Here is a 22180-nt window from a genome sequence, read left to right as displayed (position 1 = left end):
CTATAAAAATTGTAATAAAAATACTAGCAGCGAAATCGCGCTTAAAACAATGATACCAAGATTAATTTTATCTAGTTCTTTTTGCATAAGACGCATCAATAAATACGCAATAAAACCAAATGCAAAACCTGTAGTAATAGAATAAGTCAGTGGCATCATAATAATAATAAAAAACGCACTCACTGCAATCGCTTTATCTTTAAAATTAATACTTGCAACTTCCATAAACATCAAAACCCCAACAAGCACTAAAATAGGGTAAATCGAATTTGCAGGAATAGCTTTAAACACAGGCAATAAAAATAAAGTAAAAACAAAACATATAGCAGTAACTAAAGCTGTAAGACCTGTTCTACCTCCTGCTTCTACCCCTGCTGAACTTTCCACAAAAGCAGTTACAGTAGAAGTTCCAACTACTGCACCCATAGCTGAACTTGCTGCATCAGCCCCTAAGGTTTTACCTAATTTTTTCTCACCTTGCTTTGGATCATCAAAAATTTTCCCTCTTGAACCTACACCAGTAATAGTACCTACACTATCAAATAATTGTGTCACAAAAAACGTCAATACCACTGGTATCATACTAAGCTCCAATGCACCTTGGATATCAAGCTTACCAAAAATTGCACTCAAACCATTATCTCCACTAATCACAGGTAAAGATAAAATTTGTTCTGGAAACTGCGCTCCATCAATACCAAAAATCCAAGCACACAAAGCACTTACAAAAACAGCTAAAATAAACGCTGCTTTAATTCTCCATGCCCAAAAAACAAAAACCAAAAACAAGCCAAATAGACCAAAAAGCACCTTAGTACTTGAAAAATCTCCCAACCCCACCAAAGTTGCTTCATTTTTAGTGATAATTCCCATTTGTACAAGACCCATAAAAGCAATAAAAGTCCCAATGCCAGCTGATATTGCTTTTCTTAAGTCATTTGGTATACTTTTAATAACCCAAATTCTAAAATTAGTAAAAGATAATAAAGTAAAAATAACACCTGATAAAAATACCGCACCCAAAGCGCTTTGCCAAGGAACTTGATAGGTATTGCAAACACTAAATGTAAAGTATGCATTTAAACCCATACCCACACTCATAGCCACAGGAGTGTTAGAAAACAAAGCACTAAAAGTCGTTGCTATAATGGTCACCAAAGCTGTTGCAACAATCAAAGCTTCTAGTGGCATACCTGAATTACTCATAATATTTGCATTTACTGGTATGATATAAATCATAGCCAAAAAAGTAGCAATACCTGCATAAATTTCAGTTTTTACATCAGTTTTATGCTCTTTAAGTTTAAAAAAATCCATTTTTATCCTTGATATGTTCTTAACTCATTATACAAACTATCACGCTCTACAGCAATATAACCTGAACTTTGAATCATCTCCACAAAGGTTTTCATGCTAAGTCCATTTGAACTTTTTGCACCACCTGCACTTTGTATACTTTCTTTTTCTATAGTACCATCTAAGTCATTTGCACCAAAATCTTGAGCCACCATAGCTAAATTTATACCCATAGTCGCCCAGTAAGCTTTGATGTTTTTGATATTATCAAGCACTATCCTTGCAATAGCTAAAGTTTTTAAAATTTCTACTGAACCTAGAGGTTTTTTTCCTGTGATAAAACTATTATCTTGCTGCCAAACCAAAGGAATAAAGGCATTAAATCCACCCGTTTGGTCTTGAAGTTCTCTTAATCTAATCATATGGTTAATTCTATTTTCTCTACTTTCTATATGCCCAAACAACATAGTTGCATTACTCTGCTTACCTTTTTCATGCCAAAGTTTGTGAATTTTTAGCCAATTTTCGCTACTTACTTTACCGTGGCAGATTTTTTTTCGAACTTCCTCATCAAATATTTCAGCTCCACCACCCGGCATAGAATCTACGCCATATTCAAGCATTTTTTTGATTACTTCTTCATAACTCATACCAAAGGTTCTACTTAAAAAATCTATCTCCGCAGCAGTCAAAGCCTTAATATGCAGAAATGGATATTTTTCTTTAATCATTTTAAAAATTTCTAAATACCACTGCCATGATGTATTTTTATTGTGTGCTGAAACAATATGAATTTCTTTGGTATCTCTTTGAACCGTTTCATCAACAATTTTCATAATTTCTTCATGTGTCATAGTATAAGGATTAGGATTTTTTCTATGTGCTGAAAAAGCACAAAATTTGCAAGTATCTGCACATATATTAGTAGGATTAATATGACGATTAATATTAAAATAAACCTTTTTTTCGTGTAAGTTCGTGCGAATTCTTTGTGCGTATTTGCCCAAAGTAAAAAGCTCAAGATCCCAAAGCTTATTTGCTTCTTTTTCATTCAATCTTTCTTGATTTTCAAGTTTTTCTATAATTGTTTGCATATTTTTACCATATTTTAAATTTAAAACTACAATTATAATTTCTACTTACTTAAAATTTAATACAAAGTATTTTTGGTATGATATTAATAAAAATTTAAAGCAAGGAATAATTTTCAAAAATGAATATACAAAAAATTCAAAAATTCAAAAATTCTTTAAAAAACTATGAAGTACATTGCTCTAGACTTTTTTTAAAACAAGGTTCATTTAGTTTTTATCACTCTAAAGAAATTGATCGTTTTATAGAAGATGTTTATAAGCTTGTTTTAAATGATTTTTTTGATGATTATTTTCCGCATAATGACAAAATTCCTTTTTGTATTATTGCTATTAAACAATATGCTAAAATGAATTTAAGCATAAAAGAAAATATCGATTTATTGCTTATCTATAAAGATATAAAAGCTTATAATATTAAACCCTTAATGAAAGCATTTATCACTTCTTTAAACGATATTGGTTTAAGTATTAACTATCAAATTTGTGAAATAAATGGACTTTATAATATCGCCAAAAATGAGCTAAAACAAGATATTTTGCAATTTCGTTATATTTGCGGATCTAAGATTTTATTCAAACAAATCAAAGAAAAAATTTCTCAAGCACAAGATGAGCTAAAAGAAGAATTTACTCTAAAAATCTTGCAAGAATTTAATCCTTATTATCAACCTTTAATTAAGCAAGAATTTGATATTAATAAAAACTTTGGTGGGTTAAATGAACAGCTAAATATAGAAAATTTAAATATTTTATTTAAAGATTCTCCCAAAAATTATATGCTTAATTTTATCAATGAAAAAGAATTTAGTGAATTTAAACTTGCGAGTGATTTTTTATTTTCGCTCAAATGTGCAATGAATTTTTTAGAAGGTAAAAATACCAATTTATTTTTAATACAAAATTCACAAGAACTTGCTAACTTAATGCATAAAAAAGAAAAGAAAAATTTAGATCTTAAATCCATACTTATCCAAAAAGCCATGCAAAGCATGCAAACATGTGGAATTTACACACATTTTTTAGTAAGGTGTATCCAAGAAAAACACTATAAAGAATATAATTTTTATAAAGATCAAGATGATACATTAGACATCTTAGAACAAAAATATCAGCTGAATTTGATTTTAAACGAACTTTTGCAATTAGATGATAAATCTTATAACTTTGACATTAAATTTGTTTTTGCCTTAAAAAGAGCGCAGAATAATGGAGAAAATTTAGAGCTATTTAAAAAAATCTTAGAAAGGAATCACTCTTATAGTATCTTAAAGCTTCTTGCTGATGCAAATATCTTAAAAGATTTTTGTAAGCCTCTTACTCAAAGCAAATTTTTACTCGAAGAAGAAGGAATTTATAGCGCATTAGACAGGGCTTTGCTTTGCCTAAAATACTTCGAAGCAAAAAATTATGATTTTGAGAAAAATACACTTTTAATCATTAAACTCACTATACTTTTAAGTGCTATTCACGAAGAAAATGAAATTTCTCTAGCTAATATCTACAGGGCTTATGTGGGGAAATTTCAAGTAGAAAATGAACTTTTAGATTTTGGACTAAGATTATTTAAAAACTTTAATACCTTTAAAGATATCATAGAAAAAGAAGATATTTATAATTCTACCATTGTTTTAAATTTTATCTCCAAACTAAGTGATATCAAAACCTTGAAAATCTTGTATCTTTTATCTTTTTGCAATGCTAAAGCTTTGGGTATAGAAAATCATTTTTATTATAAAAGTTTAGAAAGATTGTTTCAAAATGCATTAGAAGGCTTTGAGGATGAGAATTTAATTGATGAGAGTCAAAGAAGGGTAAAAAAAGAACAAACTCTAAAAAGAAGTAAGGCTTTTTTAGATCTTGATGAACAAACTCAAAATAATATCACTCATATTAAATCCAATCTCTTTTTCATCAAAAATAGCTTTGAAAAAATCATTAAAATAACACAGATTGCGCAAAAAGAAAATTTTACTTTTTGGCTTGATAATCAAGATAATTTTACTCTAGAACTTATAATGAATAGAAAAAATAATCTTGAAAATATACTCAACACTTTAAGTTCTTTAAATTTAGTCTTTATGAGTTTTTTTGAATTATTTGAGGAAAAAGTTTATCTGAAATTTGAATATTCAGATATAGTAAGTGATACCCAAAAACAAAGTTTAGAAAATTTACTTAATTCTAAATTGCATTTAAAAGTACAAAAAAAAGCAAAAAAACCAAACATTAAAAAAGATGAATTAAAATTAGATATGAATTATTCCAAAAGCTATGCCAAAATAACCCTAAATACCAAAGATCAAAAAGGTTTAATGGCTTATGTGATGGATGTACTTGCAAGATATGATACTATCTTAAGTGCAGCAAAAATTCAAACGATAAAAGAAAGAACGCGAAATATTTTGATTTTGCACAAAAATGAAGGTTTGCAAGATCATAAAGATCAAATTCTTAAATCCTTAATAAGTGAGTAAAACATGTGTGGAATAGTAGGCTACATCGGAACTAAAGAAAAGAAAAAAATCATATTAGAAGGCTTAAAAGAACTTGAATATAGAGGCTATGATAGCGCTGGTATAGCAGTGATGAAAGATGGGGAGTTAGATTTTTTTAAAGCGGTTGGAAAATTAGAAAACCTGGCCAATAAAACAACTGATTTTAGTAGCGATGGCTTTGGTCTTGCCATAGGTCATACACGCTGGGCAACCCATGGCAAGCCTACTGAAATCAATGCCCATCCACACTTAGGTCAATACTCTTGCGTAATCCACAATGGAATCATAGAAAATTACCAAGAATTAAAAACAAAACTCACACAAGAAGGCATTAATTTTCTAAGCCAGACTGACACTGAAGTTATTGTACATTTATTTGAACACTATGCGAATAATTTAGAACCCTTTGAAGCATTTCAAAAAACTATATCTAGATTAAGAGGTGCTTTTGCTATATTACTTGTAAGCAAAAAAGATCCAAATACAATTTATTTTGCTAAAAATGCCATACCACTCATCATCGGAAAAAATAGTAATGAGAATGAATATTATTTTTCATCAAGTGATGCTCCTTTAGTTTCTTTGGTTGATAAAGTGGCTTATCTTGAAGATGGAGATTATGGATATGTTAATTTAAATGAATGTAAAATTTGTCATGATCAAGCTTGCATCCAACCTACCTTTGTAGCTTTAAGTCAAGATAAAAGTTATGCTCAAAAAGATGGTTATAGATTTTTCATGGAAAAAGAAATTTACGAGCAAAGCAGAGTTTTAGGCGAAGTACTCATGGGTCGTTTACAGGGTGATCAAATTGTATTTGAAGATATAGATGAATCACTGTTACAAAATATAGATGAAATTACACTTTGTGCTTGTGGTACAAGTTATCATGCAGCATTAAGCGGTGCTTACTTACTTGAAAGACTTGCAAAGATTAAAACTAAAGTAGAAGTTGCGAGTGAATTTAGATACAGAGAAGCTATTATAGGTAAAAATACTCTTTTTATAGTAATCTCTCAAAGTGGAGAAACAGCAGATACATTAGAAGCTTTAAAAATAGTAAAAGCACAAGGAGTTAAAACTTTAGCAATATGTAATGTGGATAATTCTAACATCGTACGTTTGGCTGATATATCTTTACTTACCAGAGCGGGCATTGAAAAAGGTGTAGCTTCAACCAAAGCTTTTGCTACTCAAGTTGCTACTTTATGGATGTTAGCAATTTATCTTGCACAAAAAGCAAATTTAGACATGAATAAAGAAATTAAAGCTCTAAGAAGTTTACCAAGCATCGTTAAAGTTGAACAAAACTTGCATGAAAAAGTGCATAGAATTTCAAAAAGATACTTGCATGGCCATGGCTTTTTCTTTATAGGAAGAGATGTATTTTACCCATTAGCGCTTGAAGGGGCTTTAAAATTAAAAGAAATTTCATATTTACATGCTGAAGGCTATCCTGCAGGAGAGATGAAACATGGACCTATTGCTCTAGCAGATAGTGAGCTTTTTACCGTTGCATTAATGCCACAAAATTGTCTTTATGAAAAAACAAAATCCAATGTCGAAGAGCTTGCTGCAAGGGATTCTACTTTACTTGCTATCTCTCCACTTGATTTTGATTTAAGTGATGATTTTATAAAAACTTCAAAACAAGAGCACTATATGTGCGAATTTTTCGAAATGATGGTAATCTTACAACTTCTAGCTTTAGAAGTTTCTATAAGACTTGGCAACGATGTAGATATGCCAAGAAATCTAGCAAAAAGTGTTACAGTAGAATAATATTTGTGTAGTTTTGAAAAAACTACACTTTCTTTTTTAATTTCCATAAATACTTCTTAAATTATAAGCAAACTTTAGGGTTTATTTAGTTTAAATATCACAACTTATTTTATTACAAGGAAAGGCCATGGAATACAGAATCGAACACGATACTATGGGAGAGATTAAAGTTCCTAATGATAAATATTGGGGAGCACAAACTGAAAGAAGTTTTGAAAATTTTAAAATTGGTTGTGAAAAAATGCCAAAAGTTTTAATTTATGCTTTTGCAAATCTTAAAAAATCTTTGGCTTTAGTAAATAATAAACTTGGCAAATTAGATGATGCTAAAAAAAATGCTATCGTACAAGCTTGTGATGAAATTATAGCAGGAAAATTCGACGATAATTTCCCACTAGCAATATGGCAAACTGGCTCTGGTACGCAAAGTAATATGAATATAAACGAAGTTATAGCAAACCGTGCAACTGAAATTATGGGTGGAGATTTTAGAAAAGAAAAGCTTGTTCATCCAAATGATCATGTAAATATGAGCCAAAGTTCAAATGATACTTTTCCAACTGCTATGAGTATAGTTTCAGTAGAGCAAGTAGAGAAAAAACTTATTCCTGCTTTAGATGAGCTTATTGTAACTTTTGAAAAAAAGGTAAAAGAATTTGAAGGAATTATTAAAATAGGAAGAACTCACCTTCAAGATGCTACACCACTTACCTTAGCTCAAGAATTTAGCGGATATCTTTCTATGTTACTTCACTCGAAAGAACAAATCATCGCTTCTTTACCTACATTAAGAGAACTTGCAATAGGTGGGACAGCTGTTGGTACAGGATTAAATGCCCATCCAGAACTTAGTGAAAAAGTGAGTGAAGAATTAAGCAATCTTTTAGGCACTAAATTTGTTTCAAGTCCAAATAAATTCCATGCCCTAACAAGCCATGATGCAATTAATTTTACTCATGGGGCTATGAAAGGCTTAGCTGCAAATTTAATGAAAATAGCCAATGATATTAGATGGCTAGCAAGTGGTCCTAGATGTGGTCTTGGTGAGCTAAACATACCTGAGAACGAACCGGGAAGCTCTATCATGCCAGGTAAGGTTAATCCTACTCAATGCGAAGCTTTAACTATGGTTGCAGTGCAAGTTATGGGAAATGATGCAGCTATTGGCTTTGCAGCAAGCCAAGGAAATTTCGAGCTTAATGTTTTCAAACCTGTGATTATTTATAACTTCTTACAAAGCCTTGATTTATTAGCTGATGCTATGCATTCATTTAATATCCATTGTGCTGTTGGTATAGAGCCAAATAAAGAAAAAATTGATTTTAACTTGCATAATTCTTTAATGCTAGTAACTGCATTAAACCCACACATTGGCTATGAAAATGCAGCAAAAGTTGCAAAAAATGCTCACAAAAAAGGCATTTCTTTAAAAGAAAGTGCTACGGAACTTGGCTTAGTAAGTGAAGAAGATTTTGCTAAATTTGTAGATCCTACAAAAATGATAGGACCAAAAAAATAATCAAAAGACTAGAAACAAACCTAGTCTTTTTTTGAGAGTTAATATGATTTATGAAAATGATTTTTTATTTATAGAAAAAGAAAATTCTCAAATTCCTTGGGTAAAAATTTTCACTAAAGAAAATTACAGAGAATTAAGTAATTGTCCAACCTTTTTACAAAATATGCTTTTTCAATATGTTTTAGCTTGCGAATTAAGCCTTAGAGAGTATTATAACCCAGAAAAAATCAACATAGCTTCCTTTGCAAACTACGTACCAAGAGTGCATTTTCATGTTATGGCACGCTTTAAAGAAGACGCTTTTTTTCCAGAATGCATGTGGGGAAAACAACAAAGAGAAGTCACCGAATTAAATTTACCTGTTTTTGATGGATTTATTTCTATTTTATTTGAAAAAATAAAAACCATTCAAATTAAGTAAACTATGTTTTATAAAATTAGACAAGTTGATTTTATAATGCTTAGTTTTTATAAATCTAACACTTCAATTGCTAAAAATAAATGATTTATCAAATCCATATTTTAAAATCACTAAACTATTCAATCTATTCAACTAAGATATCAAAAAATAGATAGGTTAACACATGAAACAATTGTTATTTTTACTTACACTTTGCTCGTTTGCTTTTTCCACACAATGTGAGATCAAAATAGACCAAATTCAAAAAGAAATAGTTTATACTAAAATTACAATCATCAAGAAAAAGTTTTAAGCCTAAAATTAGCCTTAAAAGAAGTTCAAGTAGATTGCACAAAAGATCCTCTTTTTTATAATAAAAACTAGAAACTAAAAATTTAAAGAACAAGAGATAGAAAAAATCGAACAAGAATTAAAAGTATTAAAAAACAAAAGATTATATGAGTAAGATAGAGTATAAAACAAAAAATAAGCTTTAAAAGAAAAAAAAGAAAAATTAAAAAAGAGACTGAAAAATATATCAACAAACTCTAATTTAATTCCAAATTCACCACCATTTTTTATTTTGCTGTTTTAGTTTTTGCATTAAAATATTTTGATATTTTAATGCAAACTCATTTTCTCTATCAAAACTTAATAGCTCTTTAGTACATTCTAAAGCCTGCTCGCATTCTTTTAACTGCTCTAAGCATTGAATTTTTCCTATTAAAGCTTTGATATTTTCACTAAATATTTTTAGATAATCTTCATAGCATTTTAACGCATCGTTAAAATTACCCAAATTTCTTAAATATTCTGCTTTGTAATAATATATCCAATTTTCATCTTTATTTAAATTTAAAGTTTTATTAAGATATTTTACGGCTTCTTTAAAATCTTGCAAATATACTTCAACAGCGCCCATAAAATGATAAGACTCATAAGATTTTGATTCAAGCTCGCTTGCTTTTTAGCTGATTTGAAAAACTTTCCTCATATTTTCCTAAAAAGCTTAAAATTTGTGCTTTTTCTATCCAATACTTTGCAACATCATCTACTATTTTAAACACTCATCAATATCTTTTAAAGCTTCATTATATTTTTCAAGTTTTCTTTTGCATTTTGCTTTATGAAAAAAACTTTTTCATCCTTTTCATTACTTAAAATCACACTATCATAGCATTTTATAGCTTCTTCAAGCATATAAAGATCTTCATAACAAAGCCCCTTTATAATACTTTGCCTCGTTGTGATTTTTATCGATTTTTAGGGCCTTATTTAAATCTTTTATAGCCTCTTCTTCTAAGCTTAAATTATATTTAGCAATTCCTTGCCAAAGATAAAGTTTAAAATTATTTTTATCCACATTGTGTACTGCGTCACAATAAGCTATCAACTCTTCATAAGATTCAAGCTCTTTTGCACAATATGCTCTTTTAAACAACACATCTTTTAAATCAATATAATCCTTATGATTTTATAAGCTCATTATATTCATCTATAGCTGAAATCCCTCAAGTTTACTTTTAATCCAAGCTCTTTGAAAAAGAGCTCTAGCATAATTTTTAGTATTATTTTATTTTTTATAATACTCAACAGCTAACTCACTATCTTCTAAAGCTTCCTCATATTTTTCAAGATCAGATTTTAAATAAGCCCTATTATAAAAACATCAGGATATTCTTTTTGAAATTTTAAAGTTTTTTCATAACTTATCAAAGCTTCTTCGTATTTATTTGTCTCATACAAAGTATTGCCCAAATGATAAAAACCATAAGGAATTGCGTGTTCAAATTCTTCTAATTCTGGTAGAGAAAAGCTATGTTCTTTAACTCTTTTTTCATAATACTTTGCTGCTAAATCAAAATCTAAAATCGCATCTACTATTCTTTCAAGATTAATTTTAGTATACCTCTATTAATGTAAGTTTGAGTATATTCTTCATAAAGTTCGATTGTTTTATCATAATATTTCAAAGCTTGTTCATAATCTTGCAAATCATATAAAACTCCAGCTAATGCAAAACATGGATATTGTAAATTTTCATCTAAATCGATTGATTTTTTAAAGGCATCTATTGATAATTCTATCTTTTATAAATCTTTATAAATATACCCTAAAATCAAATACGCCATAGCATTTTCATTATCTAATTCAATGGATTTTAAACAATCTTACAAAGCCCCTTCTAAATCATCAACTTTACGCTTATTATTAGCCCTTTTATAATATGCATCAGCAAAACTCTCATCTTGCTCAATCGTCTTAGTAAAAAATTCTATAGCTTTTTGATAATCTTCCAAATTCTCACAAGCTACACCTTGAAATAAAAAATCTGTGAGGATTCAAAACCTAAATCTTGAGGCTTTTTAAAATCAAGCAAAGCTTGTTTTGGATCAACGCTAAGTAAAGCAATAGCTCTGATATAATAAGCGCCATAATATTCTGGAACCAAATCAATACAAGTTTGCAAATCTTTTAAAGCTTTTGTGCGTTCATCTAAAAGTATATGAACCCTAGTCCTATTAAAATATACTAAACAACATGCATTATCTAGTGCTATAGTTTTATTAAAAACTAAAAGTGCTTCTTGTAAAATCTAATTTAAAATTACATAAACCTAAAAGATTAAACAAAAATACATTGTTAGAATCAAATTTTATAGCTAAAGTCGTATCTTCAAATGCTTCTTTAAATTTCAAACAATTAAATCTACAAAGTGCTCTATTATAATAAGCTTCTAAAAGCAAACGCTCTTTATCTGCATCATCTATAAAAATCATCTTACCATCTTGCGCAAGCGTAATTTCACCCTTGCAAAAAGCAATAAGCTCGCTTAAAATTGTATCACATTTTTCAAATTCTGAATTTTCAAAATGTTCTTTTGCTAATTCTGATAACTCAGTGATTAAACTATCCAATCTCAAACCTAGTTTTATTTTTCTTTATTTAAGCTTTTTAGAAATTCTTCTATGTTGTATTTTGCTCTATAAGTTTCACTCATTAAGTGAATCAAAATATCACCTAAATCAAGCACAGTCCATTCTTCACTACTTTCTATATTTAAAAACTCCTCACCTTTACTTTTAAGACTAGTTTTTAAATCATCTATCAAAGAAAGCGCATGTCTTTCCCCCATAGTAGTAGCAATCACTACAAATTTAACAAAATAATCCTTATCTTGCATATCAAAAGTTTCTATCAAATCTGCTTTTTTATCATCTAAAATTTGAACAATATTATTAATTCTTTCTTGCATTTTTTTCCTTTTGTTAAATATTTTTAAATTTAGAATAATAAAGCTTAACTTCTTCTTTGATTTGCTCGCAAACTTGTGTTGTTTGTAAGGTTTGCCTTATAAAAGAAGAAGAAATATCCACCTTGGTGTCCAAAGTCTTAAAGTGCCTTGGTATAAAAATACCATCTCTTTTAGCTATCACAAATTCTACCAAATTTTGCAATCTTTCAAATTCATGCCATTTTTCAAGACTTTGCAAATGATCAGCTCCCAAAATAAGATAAAATTGAGAAATTTCATAATGATTATATAAAAAATCAACACTTTCTATACTAGGTACTGGTCTTTTTTTAGTGATTTCAAAATCACTGATTTGAACCCTTTCTAAACTCCCCCAAATCGCATTGCACCATTTTAAGCGTCTTTGCTCATCTGCGGTAAATTCTTGCTTAAAAGGACTGATAAAAGTAGGCATGATTATAAGTCGATCAAGCTCTAAATTTTCTAAGGCATTTAAGACTATAGCATTATGTCCTAAATGAGGCGGATCAAAACTACCACCAAAAAGTGCGATTTTCATTAAAGTTTAACCTTTTTTTAGTAGAATTTTATCCACTTAATCATAAAAAGGAAATGAAAATGGCTGTAAAAGTTGCAATAAATGGCTTTGGACGCATTGGAAGATGTGTTGCAAGAATTATCATGAAGCGCGATGATATCGAACTTGTGGCGATTAATGATACCACTGATATTGAACTCACAAAATATCTTTTCAAATACGACACTGTTCATGGGGTATATGATGGTAGTGTTGAAAATGATGGCGATGATTTAATAATTGATAATAAAAAAATAAAAGTTTTAAAAAGTAGAAATGTAGCGGATTTAGACTTTGCAAAATATGGCGCGCAAATTGTACTAGAGTGTACTGGCGCACATTTAACCATAGAAAAATGTCAAGGATTTTTAGACCATGGGGTGCAAAAAGTTATCATGAGCGCTCCAGCAAAAGATAAAACTCCAACTTATGTTTTAGGGGTAAATGCTCACGAATACAAAGGCGAAAGTATTATCTCAAATGCAAGTTGTACAACTAACTGCTTGGGCCCAATTTGTAGAGTTTTACAAGATAATTTCGGCATAGAAAAAGGTTTAATGACAACTATCCATGCTTATACAAATGGTCAAAGCATTATCGATGCAAAAGCAAGAGATAAAAGAAGATCACGTGCAGCTGCTCAAAATATCATTCCAACTTCAACCGGTGCTGCAAAAGCTATGAAACTTGTTATGCCTGAGCTTGATGGAAAATTACACGGTCAAAGCATGCGTGTACCAGTAGCTGATGTGTCAACTGTAGACCTAACTGCAACTTTAAAGAAAAAAGTAAGCAAAGAAGAAATCAACGAAGCCTTTAGAATAGCAGCAAAAAGCAACTTAAAAGGCATATTATTAGTAGATGATGAAGAAAGAGTTTCAAGTGATTTTATTACTTGTTCTTATGGTGCGATCGTAGCAAGCGATCTTACTCAAGTAATTTGCGATGACTTTGTAAAAGTGGTTGCTTGGTATGATAATGAGTGGGGTTATTCTTCTCGTTTAGTAGATATGGCAGTATTTATAGCAAAGGCTTAAGATGAGTAGTATTTTATCGATTAAAGATATTGATCTTGCAAAGAAAAAAGTATTTATTAGATGTGACTTTAATGTGCCTCAAGATGAATTTTTAAACATCACCGATGATCGTCGTATTCGTTCAGCTATCCCTACTATAAGGTATTGTCTAGATAATGGTTGTGCAGTTATTTTAGCTTCACACCTAGGACGCCCAAAAGAAATAGCTTCTAAATACTCCTTAGAACCAGTTGCAAAAAGACTTGCACGCTTAATGGCCAAAGAAGTCATCATGGCTAAAGATGTTATAGGCAAAGATGCAAAGAAAAAAGCAAGCGAGTTAAAGCCGAGTGAAATTTTGCTTTTAGAAAATTTACGCTTTGAAAAAGGCGAAACAAATAACGATGAAAACCTAGCTAAAGAACTTGCCTCTATGGCTGAAGTTTATATCAACGATGCTTTTGGAGTTTGTCATAGAGCCCATGCAAGTGTTGAAGCTATTACAAAATACTTTGACAATACACGCAAAGGTGCAGGCTTTTTACTTCAAAAAGAAATAGAATTTGCAAGCAATCTCATCAAACATCCTGCGCGTCCTTTTGTGGCAGTAGTGGGTGGCTCTAAAGTAAGTGGGAAACTACAAGCTTTAACTAATCTACTTCCAAAAGTAGATAAACTCATCATAGGCGGAGGTATGGCCTTTACTTTCTTAAAAGCTCAAGGCTATGATATAGGAAATTCACTTTTAGAAGAAGATCTAATTGAAGAAGCAAATAAAATTCTCTTAAAAGGTAAAAATCTAGGAGTAAAAATTTATCTTCCTGTGGATGTTACAGCAGCACAAACTTGTTCCCAAGAAGCAGTGATGAAATATACTCCTGCGCAAGAAATTCCAGCAGGTTGGATGGGACTTGATATAGGTCCTGCTAGTGTAAGATTGTTTAAAGAAGCACTTTCTGATGCTCAAACTATATGGTGGAATGGGCCTATGGGGGTTTTTGAAATTGATAAATTTTCAAAAGGTAGTATAAAAATGAGTCACTATATCAGCGAATCTCATGCAACTACCGTAATAGGCGGTGGTGATACTGCTGATGTTGTAGCAAGAGCAGGTGATGCTGATGAAATGACTTTCATTTCAACTGGTGGGGGTGCTTCATTAGAGCTTATAGAAGGCAAAGATCTTCCTGGCGTAAAACCTTTAACGATAAAGGACAATGAATGATTTTTGCAGCAAATTTAAAGTGCAATCATACAAGATCAAGCTTTGAACTTTACGCTCAAGAATTAAACCAAAAACTCAACCAAGAAGATGAAGTTTTCATCTTCCCTCCTAATGTAGCTTTTTTAAAAAACAATTTTATCTTTCAACAAGGTGCGCAGAATTTTTATCCTTGCGAAAATGGAGCTTATACAGGAGAAATAGGTAGAATTCACTTAGAAGAATTTAATATCAAAAGTGTTTTAATAGGCCATTCTGAAAGACGATCGTTAAATGAAGATGAAAGCTTTTTAAAGGCTAAATTCGACTTTGCAAAAACTCTTGACTTTAACATCATTTATTGCATAGGCGAGAGTTTAGAAACTAAAAATTCCAAACAAAGCTTGGATTTTCTAAAAAAACAAATTGGCAATATTGATTTAACTTATGAAAAACTGATTATTGCATATGAGCCAATTTACTCAATAGGCACAAGAGTAAGTGCAGATCTTGATGATATCAACACCGTGCTTGATTTTTTAAGACAATCAACTCAAGCTAAACTTTTATACGGTGGAAGCGTAAATCAAAACAACATTAAGGCCATTTGTGCTTTAAAAAATTGCGATGGAGTGTTAGTAGGTTCAGCTGCATTAAAAGCAGATGAATTTTTCAATATGATACAAATAGCCAAAGGTTAAAAATGTCTTTAAGCAATGAAGAATTAAAAAGTATTTTAGAGCATAAAATTGCTCTATTGGAAAACTCACACAAAGAGAAAAAAAATATCTCACTAGAAGCGGTTAGCTCTATCGTTAAAATTTTAGGCTTGCCAAATGATTTTAGCGCTTTAGCACATAGATATTTTCAACTTCACACTCCGCCTAGTCTTATTTGGCTTCATTTAAGCGAGTGCACAGGGTGTAGTGAAAGTTTACTTAGAACTTCATTGCCTGACTTTTTAGATCTAATTTTTGACTTCATTTCCTTAGAATATCATGAAACCTTTATGAGTGCAAGCGGACACCAAGCAGAATCGCATTTAAAGGAAGTTTTAGAAAAAAAAGACTTTCTTTTGGCCGTCGAAGGTGGTGTTTGCGCAATAGATCCTTTTTATTTAACCATAGGAGCACATGGTGAAAATGGTTATGAAATTTTACAAAAATGTGCTAAAAATGCTAAAACTATTTTTGCTATGGGAACTTGCTCAAGCTATGGAGGAATTCAAGCAGCACATCCAAACCCTACTAAAAGCATAGGAATTTCTAAAGTATTAGAAGAAAAAGTGATCAATATCCCGGGTTGTCCTCCAAGTGATGTTAACATTATTGCTGCACTTTGTTTTTATATACTGTTTGAACAAGACATGAGTTTAGATGTTCAAAATAGGCCTTTGGCTTTGTATGGAAAATGTCTCCATGATTTATGTGAAAGAAAAGCAAAATTCGAAGCAGGAAATTTCGCTCAAAGTTTTGATGATGAGAATATCAAACAAGGCTATTGCCTTTTTAAAGTAGGCTGCAAAGGACCTTATGCTTATAACAATTGTCCTAAAGTTAAATTTAACTCCAAAACATCTTGGCCTGTTGCTGCAGGACATGGTTGTATTGCTTGCAGTGAAGAAAATTTTTGGGACGATTTTGGTTTTTATGAAAAACCCATGAGCAATGAATTTGCATATAATGACTTTTCTAGTATACTCGCCACAGAAGTAATTCATAATACTTCTATTAACGAACTTAATTCTAAAAATATCTTATTAGATTTAAGTAGCGATAGCAGTGGAATTTTTTATTATAATGAAAATAAAAATAACTTTCTAGATTTTAGCTTTGAAGCTAACCCTAAGGTTTTTTTAAATCAATTTGCAAAAACTAAAATAGCGATGAGTTTAGTGCAAAATTTTCAAGAGCAATTTCAGTCACATTATAACTTCATACAAGAAAATTATAGCGATGAAAGCATCACTAGCACAAATGTATTGGACTTATTTTATTTTATATATCCATTTATCAGTGGGAAAAAGCTAGAAAATATTGATGAATTTTTGGATCTTGCTTTAGCTTATAAATTTAAACACCCAAGTAAGTTTGACTTCAAAACCACCATTAACGATCAAGCAAAACTTGATGTGTCTAAATCATTGCGTATGCCTTTAATCTACATCTTAGGTGGTTTAGATAAAGAAGCCATTACTTTTGGATTGGTTTTTTCTTTAAAAGAACATTTAAAACAAGCTTTAAAAGCCTGTAAAAACCAGCATCAAAAAGATCAAATTCTCATACACTCCCATCATGAAAAATTATTAAAAATATTTTGGGATTTAACGAGTATTTAACGACTTAATGTTAAAATATTTATCTCCCTAATATTTGAAATTTGCAAAGTTAAAATTTTGCAAATTTTTGTTTAATTTTAAAATAAATTGCCGATATAGCTTTTAATCATGATTTGAAAGGAATAATATGCAAATTTCTAGCTACAACTCTCAAAATTTTTCCATGGATATAAAAACAAAAAACGGCAATCATCTTTCTTTTTCAATGTATGACAAAAAAGAGGCAAAATTCGACAGAGATGGCAACTCTGCTACTTTAAGCCTAAGAAATCAATTTGGCTTTTCATTTTCATATAGTGGAAGCAAGCTTTCAGAAGAAGAAATTGAAGAAATCAAAGAAGCTGTTGCAAAAGTACAACCTCAAATCGATGAGTTTATGAAAAACTCAAGAGTAGGAACTTTAAAACCAAAAGAAATTATAACTACTGCGATGAAGATTGGCAACGCTTTACCTGAATCAACAGATGAAGAACATAAAAAAGCAACCTTACACGAATTATTTAATACCATGGATAAGAGTTTAAATAAAGAAATGGGAAAAACTGATCTTGCGGACATTAAAAAACAAATTTTCCAAGATAGCACAAAATTATTAGAAGAAATTTGGGAACAATACAAAAGCCAAGAAGAGAAAGCAAAAGAGGAAGAAAACAAAGAATTTGGATTTTATGCATAAAAAAGGAAAACAAATGGAAGCAAAAGATATTTTAAAAAGCATGCTCGAACTCCAACAAAAACTTAATGATGATACCAACGGTATAGGTTGGGAAAATGGCTATACCAAAGAAGGAAAATTAATCAGCTTTAGAAGATGTATTTATATGGAGTGTGCCGAACTTGTAGATTCTTTTGCTTGGAAACATTGGAAAAGTATACATACGCCTGCAAACTGGGATAATGTACGCATTGAGATTGTTGACATATGGCATTTTATCTTGAGTTTAATCTTAGAAGAGTACAAAGAAAAACAAATCACTGATAAAAATTTTATCGCAGAAGAAGTTTCTTCTGTAACTTTTTTTGATGATTTTTGTAAAGAAACTCCTAATCCAAGCGAGGCTGATGTCTATGGAATATTAAATGATATTGAACTTATTATCCATAAATGCAGTGGTTTTGATTATGATTTGGGCGAACTTTTAAGCGTATATTTTGTATTAGCTAGAAAATGCGGTTTAAATTTCTTCGAGCTTTATAAAACCTATATTGGAAAAAATATCTTAAATCAATTTAGACAAGAAAATGGTTATAAAGATGGAAGCTATAAAAAAACATGGAATGGCATAGAGGATAACGAAGTTTTAAATCAAATTTTAAAACAAACTTTAGAGTATAATGCTATTTACCAAAAACTTCAAGAAGCTTACAATCAAATCAAATGAATATCTTTTACCTAAGCTTGCAAGATTTTCTTAGCAAGCCTTTTTTAAAATTTTCCATTTTACCTTTTCTTTTAAGTTTGCTTGTTTTAGCTTTGCTAGTTTTTTATACTTATGATGTCTTTTTTTCTTATATCGATAGTGCATTAAGTGGCTCTTTTATGGCATGGTTTTTTAGCTTCTCTATAGTGCAATTTTCACTTGCATTTTTAAGTGCAATTGGAGGTTTTTTTATTGTAGTTTTTGCTTCAGTATTTTTAACAATGCTAATTATTTCATTTTTAACACCTTATATTGTCAAAAAAATCAATCAAAAATACTACAATCATCTCATCAAAAAAGAAGTTCATTTTCTAGAAGTTCTACTTAAAAGCTTTAAATTTTTATTTATTTTTTGCTTGCTACTTGCTGTGGCAACTTTTTTACTGATTATACCTTTTGTTAGCATTGTAATTTATTATGCTGTTTTTTATTATTTATTTCATAAGCTCTTATTACTAGATGTCCTTAGTAATGTTTTAGACCAATCTTCTTTTGATAGTTTTTATAAAAACTCTTCGCCTTTGTATTTTAAAATAAGTACATTGGTATTTTTCACTTTATCAAGTATTCCTTTGTTTGGATTATTTTTGCAAGTATTTTATGTAATATTTTTAACACATTTAAGCTATCAAAAAATCTTAAATTTAAAAGCCAACAATAATGGATAAAAGAATAAAAACTTTTATCCAATCTCAAAAACTTCTCACCCTCAGCATGCTTGATGATGATGGAGGGGTATATTGCGCGAGTTGTTATTATGCTTTTGATGATAAAAATTTATCCTTAATTTTTGCTAGTGAAGAACACACTAAACATATTCAACTTGCTCTTAAAACTCCCAATGTCGGAGTTAACATAGCCTTGGATACTGATGTGATCAACCTCATCAAAGGCGTACAAATTAAAGCACATTTTCAAACTGCATCCAAAGAACAAGAAGTACTTTACTATCACGCTTTTCCTTTTGCAAGATTAGCCAAAGCTTCTATTTTTGCTTTAAATATACAATGGGCAAAATATACTGACAATAAAATTTTACTTTCTAAAAAATTAGAATTTTTTATTTAAAAATACTTCAAAATATAATATTTTTAACAAAAATTAACTATATTTATAAATTTTTAAATATTTTTTGAATAAAAGCACATAAATTATTATAACCACAAAGCCTCAATTTTTGGCTTTTTAAGGAGAAAAAATGTTCTTTTCTGCTAAGAAGTAATTTTTACAACAAAATAGCCTTTTTAGTTTGTATCTTCGTTGTAGCACTACTATGTGTTTTATAGATTCAATGTGATTAATCTCTAACAAAATATATCAAATAAAATAAACACAATCTAAATTCAGCACAATATATTACTAGTTTATTAAAATCTTTAGGTTTTGAAAATGGATCTATATTTAGATCAAATGGCAATAACCAAACCCCATAAAGCGGATATGATTCTAGGACTAGAGGATGGTATCAAGAAGCTAAAGAAAAAAAGAGAGTTAATTATCACAGAGCATTATATATCATCTAGCACGAAAAAACCAACTATTTCTCTTATGCTAATCCTATTATAAAAAGTGGGAAGGTTATAAGAGTAGTTGTTGCTGATTATGATTTTTATAGTGATGTAGCTGAACAAATGCTAATAGAGTAAATCATTATTTCTTCGATTGCTATTTTTATTACTTTGATTTTCATTAGAATGATTATTTCTTATAATCTTAAACCAATTACTATTATTTCATCAAAATTACAAATTTTCTTTAACTATCTGAATCACAAAGACACTCATCCTATCAAACTTAAAACCCAAGATGAATTTGGGGAAATAGCTGATGAGATTAGCAAAAATATCCACATCATTAAAGAAGCTCCAAGTAAAAACACAAAAACCAATAAAGATTCTATAAATGTTGCTAGAAAAATAAACTTGCTTACATTAAACAACTATTGAAGCGCACGTGCAGGTGAACATGGACATGGCTCTACCATTGTTGCTGAAGAAGTTAGAAACTTAGCAGAAAGAACTTTAGATCAATCTATAAGTGATATGGGCGAAGCTATAAAAGAAGAAGCAGATGATATTAGTCAAATAACGAATCAGTAGCTACTATAGAAAAACTCACACAACAAAACTCCCAACAGCTATACAAACCAATACCATTGTAGATGAAGTAGATTCTTTAGTACAAGATATACTAAGTGAAACTAAAAAATAAATATAAAGATGCCTTTTAGGCATCTAATTTTTAAGAAAAAGAAGGTTTAATTTGCTCTAACCAAGCATCAATTCTACTTTCTGTTAAATCCTCATGATTATCATTATCTAATGCTAGTCCTACAAATTTATCACCTTCTACTGCATCACTTGCTTCAAAAGTATAACCACCTGTTGAAACAGCACCTATCAAATTTGCACCTGCTGCTTTTAAAGCTTGAGCAAGTTTTCCCATAGCACTGCAATAAGTATCTGAATAACTTTCACTATCTCCCATACCAAAAACTGCAACGGTTTTTCCACTAAGATTTAAAGCTGAAAAATCAAAACCATCCCAATCATCTTGAAAATCTCCACTCCCCCAAGTAGAAGTACCGCAAATTAATTTATCATAAGAATTAATTTTCTCTGCATCAATATCTGCAATATTTAATATATCTGAAATTCCTAATTTTTGAGCGATCATGTTTGCCGCACCTTCGGTATTACCCATTGAACTACCATAAATTACTGCTATTGACATTTAATATCTCCTTAAAATTTGATTATTAATAGTATAGGGAACTAATTTTAGCAAAGTTTTATTATTTTCACATAAAAAATATCTTATTTCTTTGTGTTGAGTGAAATTTTTATTTCTTGGATACACAATATAAAATCTTTCAAAAGAATTATCTTTTATAAATTGTAAAGCAAGCTCTATATCTTTATCATTATCTTTATAAAATAAAGGCATAACCGCTGTTTTTTCATTGATAATGATGATGTTTTTATAAATCGTTACTTTGGATTTGGTATTGCTTTTACAAATTTTATCATATACAAAAGCCTCAAAAGCAACTTGCAAAGGCAAAGTAAAACTAGATGATAAAAACACATTTTGTATTAATTTAGCTAAAGCATATTTTGGCATCTTTGCTTCAAGTTGTATTTTACTTAAATTTCCTTCTTTATAAGCTTTGATGATTTTATGAGAATATGGACAAAAATGTTTTATTTTGCTAAATCTCAAAGTCCTTTCTATACTCATATTTTGAATTTTTAACTCAAAAATATTCCTTAAACAGCCAGCTTTTTTTGTATAGATATAAGGTATTTTTAGATCATCTTCAACCAAAGAATTGTATAAATTTAAAAAAATATGATTAATACTTTTTTGCTCTAAATCTCTAAATATTTTAGGTATAAATTCTTCTTTATCATTAAATCCAAACATATTAAGCCTTCTTTGTACACTCATATGTTTGATCAAGACCAAAAACCTTACAGTATTCACAATAAACACAACTTACACTGCGTTTAGCACAAACTAAAGGTATATTGCGTTTTTTTGCCTCTGTTTTGATTTTTTTCATAGTATTATGGTTTAAAAAACTAGTAAGCATAACTATACATTCAGTATTTTGTGGAATAGGTTTTCTATTTACCCTATTTTCATTTCTAGCATCCCAATGCTCTATATTTTTCGCGCCTAAATTTGTTAAAACTGCCTTAATTGGAGTTATTTCATCTGCTCCGATAACCAAAACTGACATTGAGTTTTCCTTTTTATAAAAATGATAATTGTTATTATAA

28 protein-coding genes and 1 pseudogene are annotated in these 22180 nt (G+C 29.9%); 15 read left to right on the top strand and 14 right to left on the bottom strand.

Going from position 1 to position 22180, the window contains the following annotated elements:
- Nucleotides 1–1317, bottom strand: coding sequence for an NCS2 family permease (locus CSUB8523_RS02230; protein WP_039663042.1), 1317 nt, complete (start codon nt 1315–1317; stop codon nt 1–3).
- A gap of 2 nt (nt 1318–1319) precedes the next feature.
- Entirely contained in the window at nt 1320–2390 is a 1071-nt protein-coding gene (mqnE, locus tag CSUB8523_RS02225) for an aminofutalosine synthase MqnE (RefSeq protein WP_043019491.1), read from the bottom strand.
- Nucleotides 2391–2509: 119 nt separating this feature from the next.
- On the opposite strand from mqnE, the gene CSUB8523_RS02220 reads away from it, so the two are divergent.
- The 5 genes and pseudogenes from CSUB8523_RS02220 (at nt 2510) to CSUB8523_RS10605 (ending at nt 9181) form a co-directional block, all read left to right on the top strand.
- On the top strand, nt 2510–4864 hold the full coding sequence (locus CSUB8523_RS02220) for a hypothetical protein (protein ID WP_043019490.1): 2355 nt from the start codon (nt 2510–2512) through the stop codon (nt 4862–4864).
- A gap of 3 nt (nt 4865–4867) precedes the next feature.
- Entirely contained in the window at nt 4868–6667 is a 1800-nt protein-coding gene (gene glmS / locus CSUB8523_RS02215) for a glutamine--fructose-6-phosphate transaminase (isomerizing) (protein WP_043019489.1), read from the top strand.
- Nucleotides 6668–6794: 127 nt separating this feature from the next.
- A complete protein-coding gene (gene fumC / locus CSUB8523_RS02210) occupies nt 6795–8186 on the top strand; it encodes a class II fumarate hydratase (RefSeq protein WP_043019488.1) in 1392 nt (463 codons plus the stop codon).
- A gap of 43 nt (nt 8187–8229) precedes the next feature.
- Complete coding sequence (locus tag CSUB8523_RS02205) at nt 8230–8607, top strand: HIT family protein (protein ID WP_039663032.1); 378 nt, start codon at nt 8230–8232, stop codon at nt 8605–8607.
- 163 nt (nt 8608–8770) lie between these two features.
- Nucleotides 8771–9181 (top strand): annotated as a pseudogene (locus CSUB8523_RS10605) (DUF1090 family protein).
- Here the strand turns inward: CSUB8523_RS10605 and CSUB8523_RS02200 are convergent.
- From CSUB8523_RS02200 to nadD, 9 genes are all read right to left on the bottom strand, one after another.
- A complete protein-coding gene (locus tag CSUB8523_RS02200) occupies nt 9152–9508 on the bottom strand; it encodes a CDC27 family protein (RefSeq protein WP_043019487.1) in 357 nt (118 codons plus the stop codon). The pseudogene CSUB8523_RS10605 and the gene CSUB8523_RS02200 sit on opposite strands and share 30 nt — an antisense overlap.
- A 288-nt stretch (nt 9509–9796) precedes the next feature.
- Nucleotides 9797–10027: a tetratricopeptide repeat protein gene (locus tag CSUB8523_RS02195; RefSeq protein WP_043019486.1), complete on the bottom strand. Its 231-nt coding sequence runs from the start codon at nt 10025–10027 to the stop codon at nt 9797–9799.
- A gap of 203 nt (nt 10028–10230) precedes the next feature.
- Nucleotides 10231–10365 carry a tetratricopeptide repeat protein gene (locus tag CSUB8523_RS10600; RefSeq protein ID WP_335334107.1) on the bottom strand — a complete coding sequence of 45 codons (135 nt, stop codon included), beginning with the start codon at nt 10363–10365 and terminating at the stop codon, nt 10231–10233.
- A gap of 101 nt (nt 10366–10466) precedes the next feature.
- On the bottom strand, nt 10467–10640 hold the full coding sequence (locus tag CSUB8523_RS10670; protein WP_417903411.1) for a hypothetical protein: 174 nt from the start codon (nt 10638–10640) through the stop codon (nt 10467–10469).
- A 117-nt stretch (nt 10641–10757) separates the two neighbouring features.
- Nucleotides 10758–10886, bottom strand: a complete 129-nt coding sequence (locus CSUB8523_RS10535; protein ID WP_256378640.1) for a hypothetical protein — start codon at nt 10884–10886, stop codon at nt 10758–10760.
- A gap of 11 nt (nt 10887–10897) precedes the next feature.
- Nucleotides 10898–11056 (bottom strand): hypothetical protein, encoded by a 159-nt coding sequence (locus CSUB8523_RS10020; protein ID WP_158336961.1) that lies wholly within the window; start codon nt 11054–11056, stop codon nt 10898–10900.
- Between the two features lie 97 nt (nt 11057–11153).
- The gene (locus CSUB8523_RS02190) at nt 11154–11504 is read right to left on the bottom strand and encodes a tetratricopeptide repeat protein (RefSeq protein ID WP_043019485.1); all 351 of its coding nucleotides are present in this window, start codon (nt 11502–11504) and stop codon (nt 11154–11156) included.
- Between the two features lie 14 nt (nt 11505–11518).
- Nucleotides 11519–11842, bottom strand: a complete 324-nt coding sequence (gene rsfS / locus CSUB8523_RS02185; protein WP_043019484.1) for a ribosome silencing factor — start codon at nt 11840–11842, stop codon at nt 11519–11521.
- A gap of 13 nt (nt 11843–11855) precedes the next feature.
- Entirely contained in the window at nt 11856–12401 is a 546-nt protein-coding gene (gene nadD / locus CSUB8523_RS02180; protein ID WP_043019483.1) for a nicotinate (nicotinamide) nucleotide adenylyltransferase, read from the bottom strand.
- Between the two features lie 59 nt (nt 12402–12460).
- Between nadD and gap the strand changes: the two genes are divergently transcribed.
- The 10 genes from gap to CSUB8523_RS10385 all read left to right on the top strand — a co-directional run bounded on the left by gap (nt 12461) and on the right by CSUB8523_RS10385 (nt 20494).
- Nucleotides 12461–13456 carry a type I glyceraldehyde-3-phosphate dehydrogenase gene (gap, locus tag CSUB8523_RS02175; RefSeq protein ID WP_043019482.1) on the top strand — a complete coding sequence of 332 codons (996 nt, stop codon included), beginning with the start codon at nt 12461–12463 and terminating at the stop codon, nt 13454–13456.
- A gap of 1 nt (nt 13457) precedes the next feature.
- On the top strand, nt 13458–14660 hold the full coding sequence (locus tag CSUB8523_RS02170; RefSeq protein ID WP_043019481.1) for a phosphoglycerate kinase: 1203 nt from the start codon (nt 13458–13460) through the stop codon (nt 14658–14660).
- Nucleotides 14657–15337 (top strand): triose-phosphate isomerase, encoded by a 681-nt coding sequence (locus CSUB8523_RS02165; RefSeq protein ID WP_043019480.1) that lies wholly within the window; start codon nt 14657–14659, stop codon nt 15335–15337. Before CSUB8523_RS02170 ends, CSUB8523_RS02165 begins: the two co-directional genes overlap by 4 nt.
- 2 nt (nt 15338–15339) lie before the next feature.
- On the top strand, nt 15340–16974 hold the full coding sequence (locus CSUB8523_RS02160; protein ID WP_043019479.1) for a hydrogenase small subunit: 1635 nt from the start codon (nt 15340–15342) through the stop codon (nt 16972–16974).
- 127 nt (nt 16975–17101) lie between these two features.
- A complete protein-coding gene (locus CSUB8523_RS02155) occupies nt 17102–17650 on the top strand; it encodes an invasion antigen I (protein ID WP_039663011.1) in 549 nt (182 codons plus the stop codon).
- Between the two features lie 13 nt (nt 17651–17663).
- On the top strand, nt 17664–18356 hold the full coding sequence (gene dut / locus CSUB8523_RS02150) for a dUTPase (protein ID WP_043019478.1): 693 nt from the start codon (nt 17664–17666) through the stop codon (nt 18354–18356).
- Nucleotides 18353–19063 (top strand): EI24 domain-containing protein, encoded by a 711-nt coding sequence (locus CSUB8523_RS02145; protein WP_043019477.1) that lies wholly within the window; start codon nt 18353–18355, stop codon nt 19061–19063. Before dut ends, CSUB8523_RS02145 begins: the two co-directional genes overlap by 4 nt.
- Complete coding sequence (locus tag CSUB8523_RS02140; RefSeq protein WP_043019476.1) at nt 19056–19463, top strand: pyridoxine 5'-phosphate oxidase family protein; 408 nt, start codon at nt 19056–19058, stop codon at nt 19461–19463. Before CSUB8523_RS02145 ends, CSUB8523_RS02140 begins: the two co-directional genes overlap by 8 nt.
- Before the next feature lie 626 nt (nt 19464–20089).
- A complete protein-coding gene (locus CSUB8523_RS10390; RefSeq protein ID WP_043019475.1) occupies nt 20090–20341 on the top strand; it encodes a hypothetical protein in 252 nt (83 codons plus the stop codon).
- A gap of 36 nt (nt 20342–20377) precedes the next feature.
- Nucleotides 20378–20494, top strand: a complete 117-nt coding sequence (locus CSUB8523_RS10385; RefSeq protein ID WP_235362588.1) for a hypothetical protein — start codon at nt 20378–20380, stop codon at nt 20492–20494.
- Nucleotides 20495–20636: 142 nt separating this feature from the next.
- Here the strand turns inward: CSUB8523_RS10385 and fldA are convergent, their stop codons facing one another.
- The 3 genes from fldA to CSUB8523_RS02120 are packed head-to-tail and all read right to left on the bottom strand — an operon-like array spanning nt 20637 to nt 22140.
- Nucleotides 20637–21128 (bottom strand): flavodoxin FldA, encoded by a 492-nt coding sequence (fldA, locus tag CSUB8523_RS02130; protein ID WP_043019474.1) that lies wholly within the window; start codon nt 21126–21128, stop codon nt 20637–20639.
- Entirely contained in the window at nt 21129–21821 is a 693-nt protein-coding gene (locus CSUB8523_RS09495; RefSeq protein ID WP_052243651.1) for a hypothetical protein, read from the bottom strand.
- Between the two features lies 1 nt (nt 21822).
- Entirely contained in the window at nt 21823–22140 is a 318-nt protein-coding gene (locus CSUB8523_RS02120; protein ID WP_039662997.1) for a DUF2325 domain-containing protein, read from the bottom strand.
- Nucleotides 22141–22180: the final 40 nt, after the last annotated feature.

Source organism: Campylobacter subantarcticus LMG 24377, assembly GCF_000816305.1.
Lineage (GTDB): Bacteria > Campylobacterota > Campylobacteria > Campylobacterales > Campylobacteraceae > Campylobacter_D > Campylobacter_D subantarcticus.
Note: the sequence above shows the minus strand (reverse complement) of the source record. Positions and strands in the feature narration are given on the sequence as shown.

Coding starts and splice junctions, on each gene's coding strand:
- CSUB8523_RS02230 (WP_039663042.1), bottom strand. CDS start 1,317: ATGGATTTTTTTAAACTTAAAGAGCATAAAACTGATGTAAAAACTGAA.
- mqnE (WP_043019491.1), bottom strand. CDS start 2,390: ATGCAAACAATTATAGAAAAACTTGAAAATCAAGAAAGATTGAATGAA.
- CSUB8523_RS02220 (WP_043019490.1), top strand. CDS start 2,510: ATGAATATACAAAAAATTCAAAAATTCAAAAATTCTTTAAAAAACTAT.
- glmS (WP_043019489.1), top strand. CDS start 4,868: ATGTGTGGAATAGTAGGCTACATCGGAACTAAAGAAAAGAAAAAAATC.
- fumC (WP_043019488.1), top strand. CDS start 6,795: ATGGAATACAGAATCGAACACGATACTATGGGAGAGATTAAAGTTCCT.
- CSUB8523_RS02205 (WP_039663032.1), top strand. CDS start 8,230: ATGATTTATGAAAATGATTTTTTATTTATAGAAAAAGAAAATTCTCAA.
- CSUB8523_RS02200 (WP_043019487.1), bottom strand. CDS start 9,508: ATGGGCGCTGTTGAAGTATATTTGCAAGATTTTAAAGAAGCCGTAAAA.
- rsfS (WP_043019484.1), bottom strand. CDS start 11,842: ATGCAAGAAAGAATTAATAATATTGTTCAAATTTTAGATGATAAAAAA.
- nadD (WP_043019483.1), bottom strand. CDS start 12,401: ATGAAAATCGCACTTTTTGGTGGTAGTTTTGATCCGCCTCATTTAGGA.
- gap (WP_043019482.1), top strand. CDS start 12,461: ATGGCTGTAAAAGTTGCAATAAATGGCTTTGGACGCATTGGAAGATGT.
- CSUB8523_RS02170 (WP_043019481.1), top strand. CDS start 13,458: ATGAGTAGTATTTTATCGATTAAAGATATTGATCTTGCAAAGAAAAAA.
- CSUB8523_RS02165 (WP_043019480.1), top strand. CDS start 14,657: ATGATTTTTGCAGCAAATTTAAAGTGCAATCATACAAGATCAAGCTTT.
- CSUB8523_RS02160 (WP_043019479.1), top strand. CDS start 15,340: ATGTCTTTAAGCAATGAAGAATTAAAAAGTATTTTAGAGCATAAAATT.
- CSUB8523_RS02155 (WP_039663011.1), top strand. CDS start 17,102: ATGCAAATTTCTAGCTACAACTCTCAAAATTTTTCCATGGATATAAAA.
- dut (WP_043019478.1), top strand. CDS start 17,664: ATGGAAGCAAAAGATATTTTAAAAAGCATGCTCGAACTCCAACAAAAA.
- CSUB8523_RS02145 (WP_043019477.1), top strand. CDS start 18,353: ATGAATATCTTTTACCTAAGCTTGCAAGATTTTCTTAGCAAGCCTTTT.
- CSUB8523_RS02140 (WP_043019476.1), top strand. CDS start 19,056: ATGGATAAAAGAATAAAAACTTTTATCCAATCTCAAAAACTTCTCACC.
- CSUB8523_RS10390 (WP_043019475.1), top strand. CDS start 20,090: ATGATTATTTCTTATAATCTTAAACCAATTACTATTATTTCATCAAAA.
- fldA (WP_043019474.1), bottom strand. CDS start 21,128: ATGTCAATAGCAGTAATTTATGGTAGTTCAATGGGTAATACCGAAGGT.
- CSUB8523_RS09495 (WP_052243651.1), bottom strand. CDS start 21,821: ATGTTTGGATTTAATGATAAAGAAGAATTTATACCTAAAATATTTAGA.
- CSUB8523_RS02120 (WP_039662997.1), bottom strand. CDS start 22,140: ATGTCAGTTTTGGTTATCGGAGCAGATGAAATAACTCCAATTAAGGCA.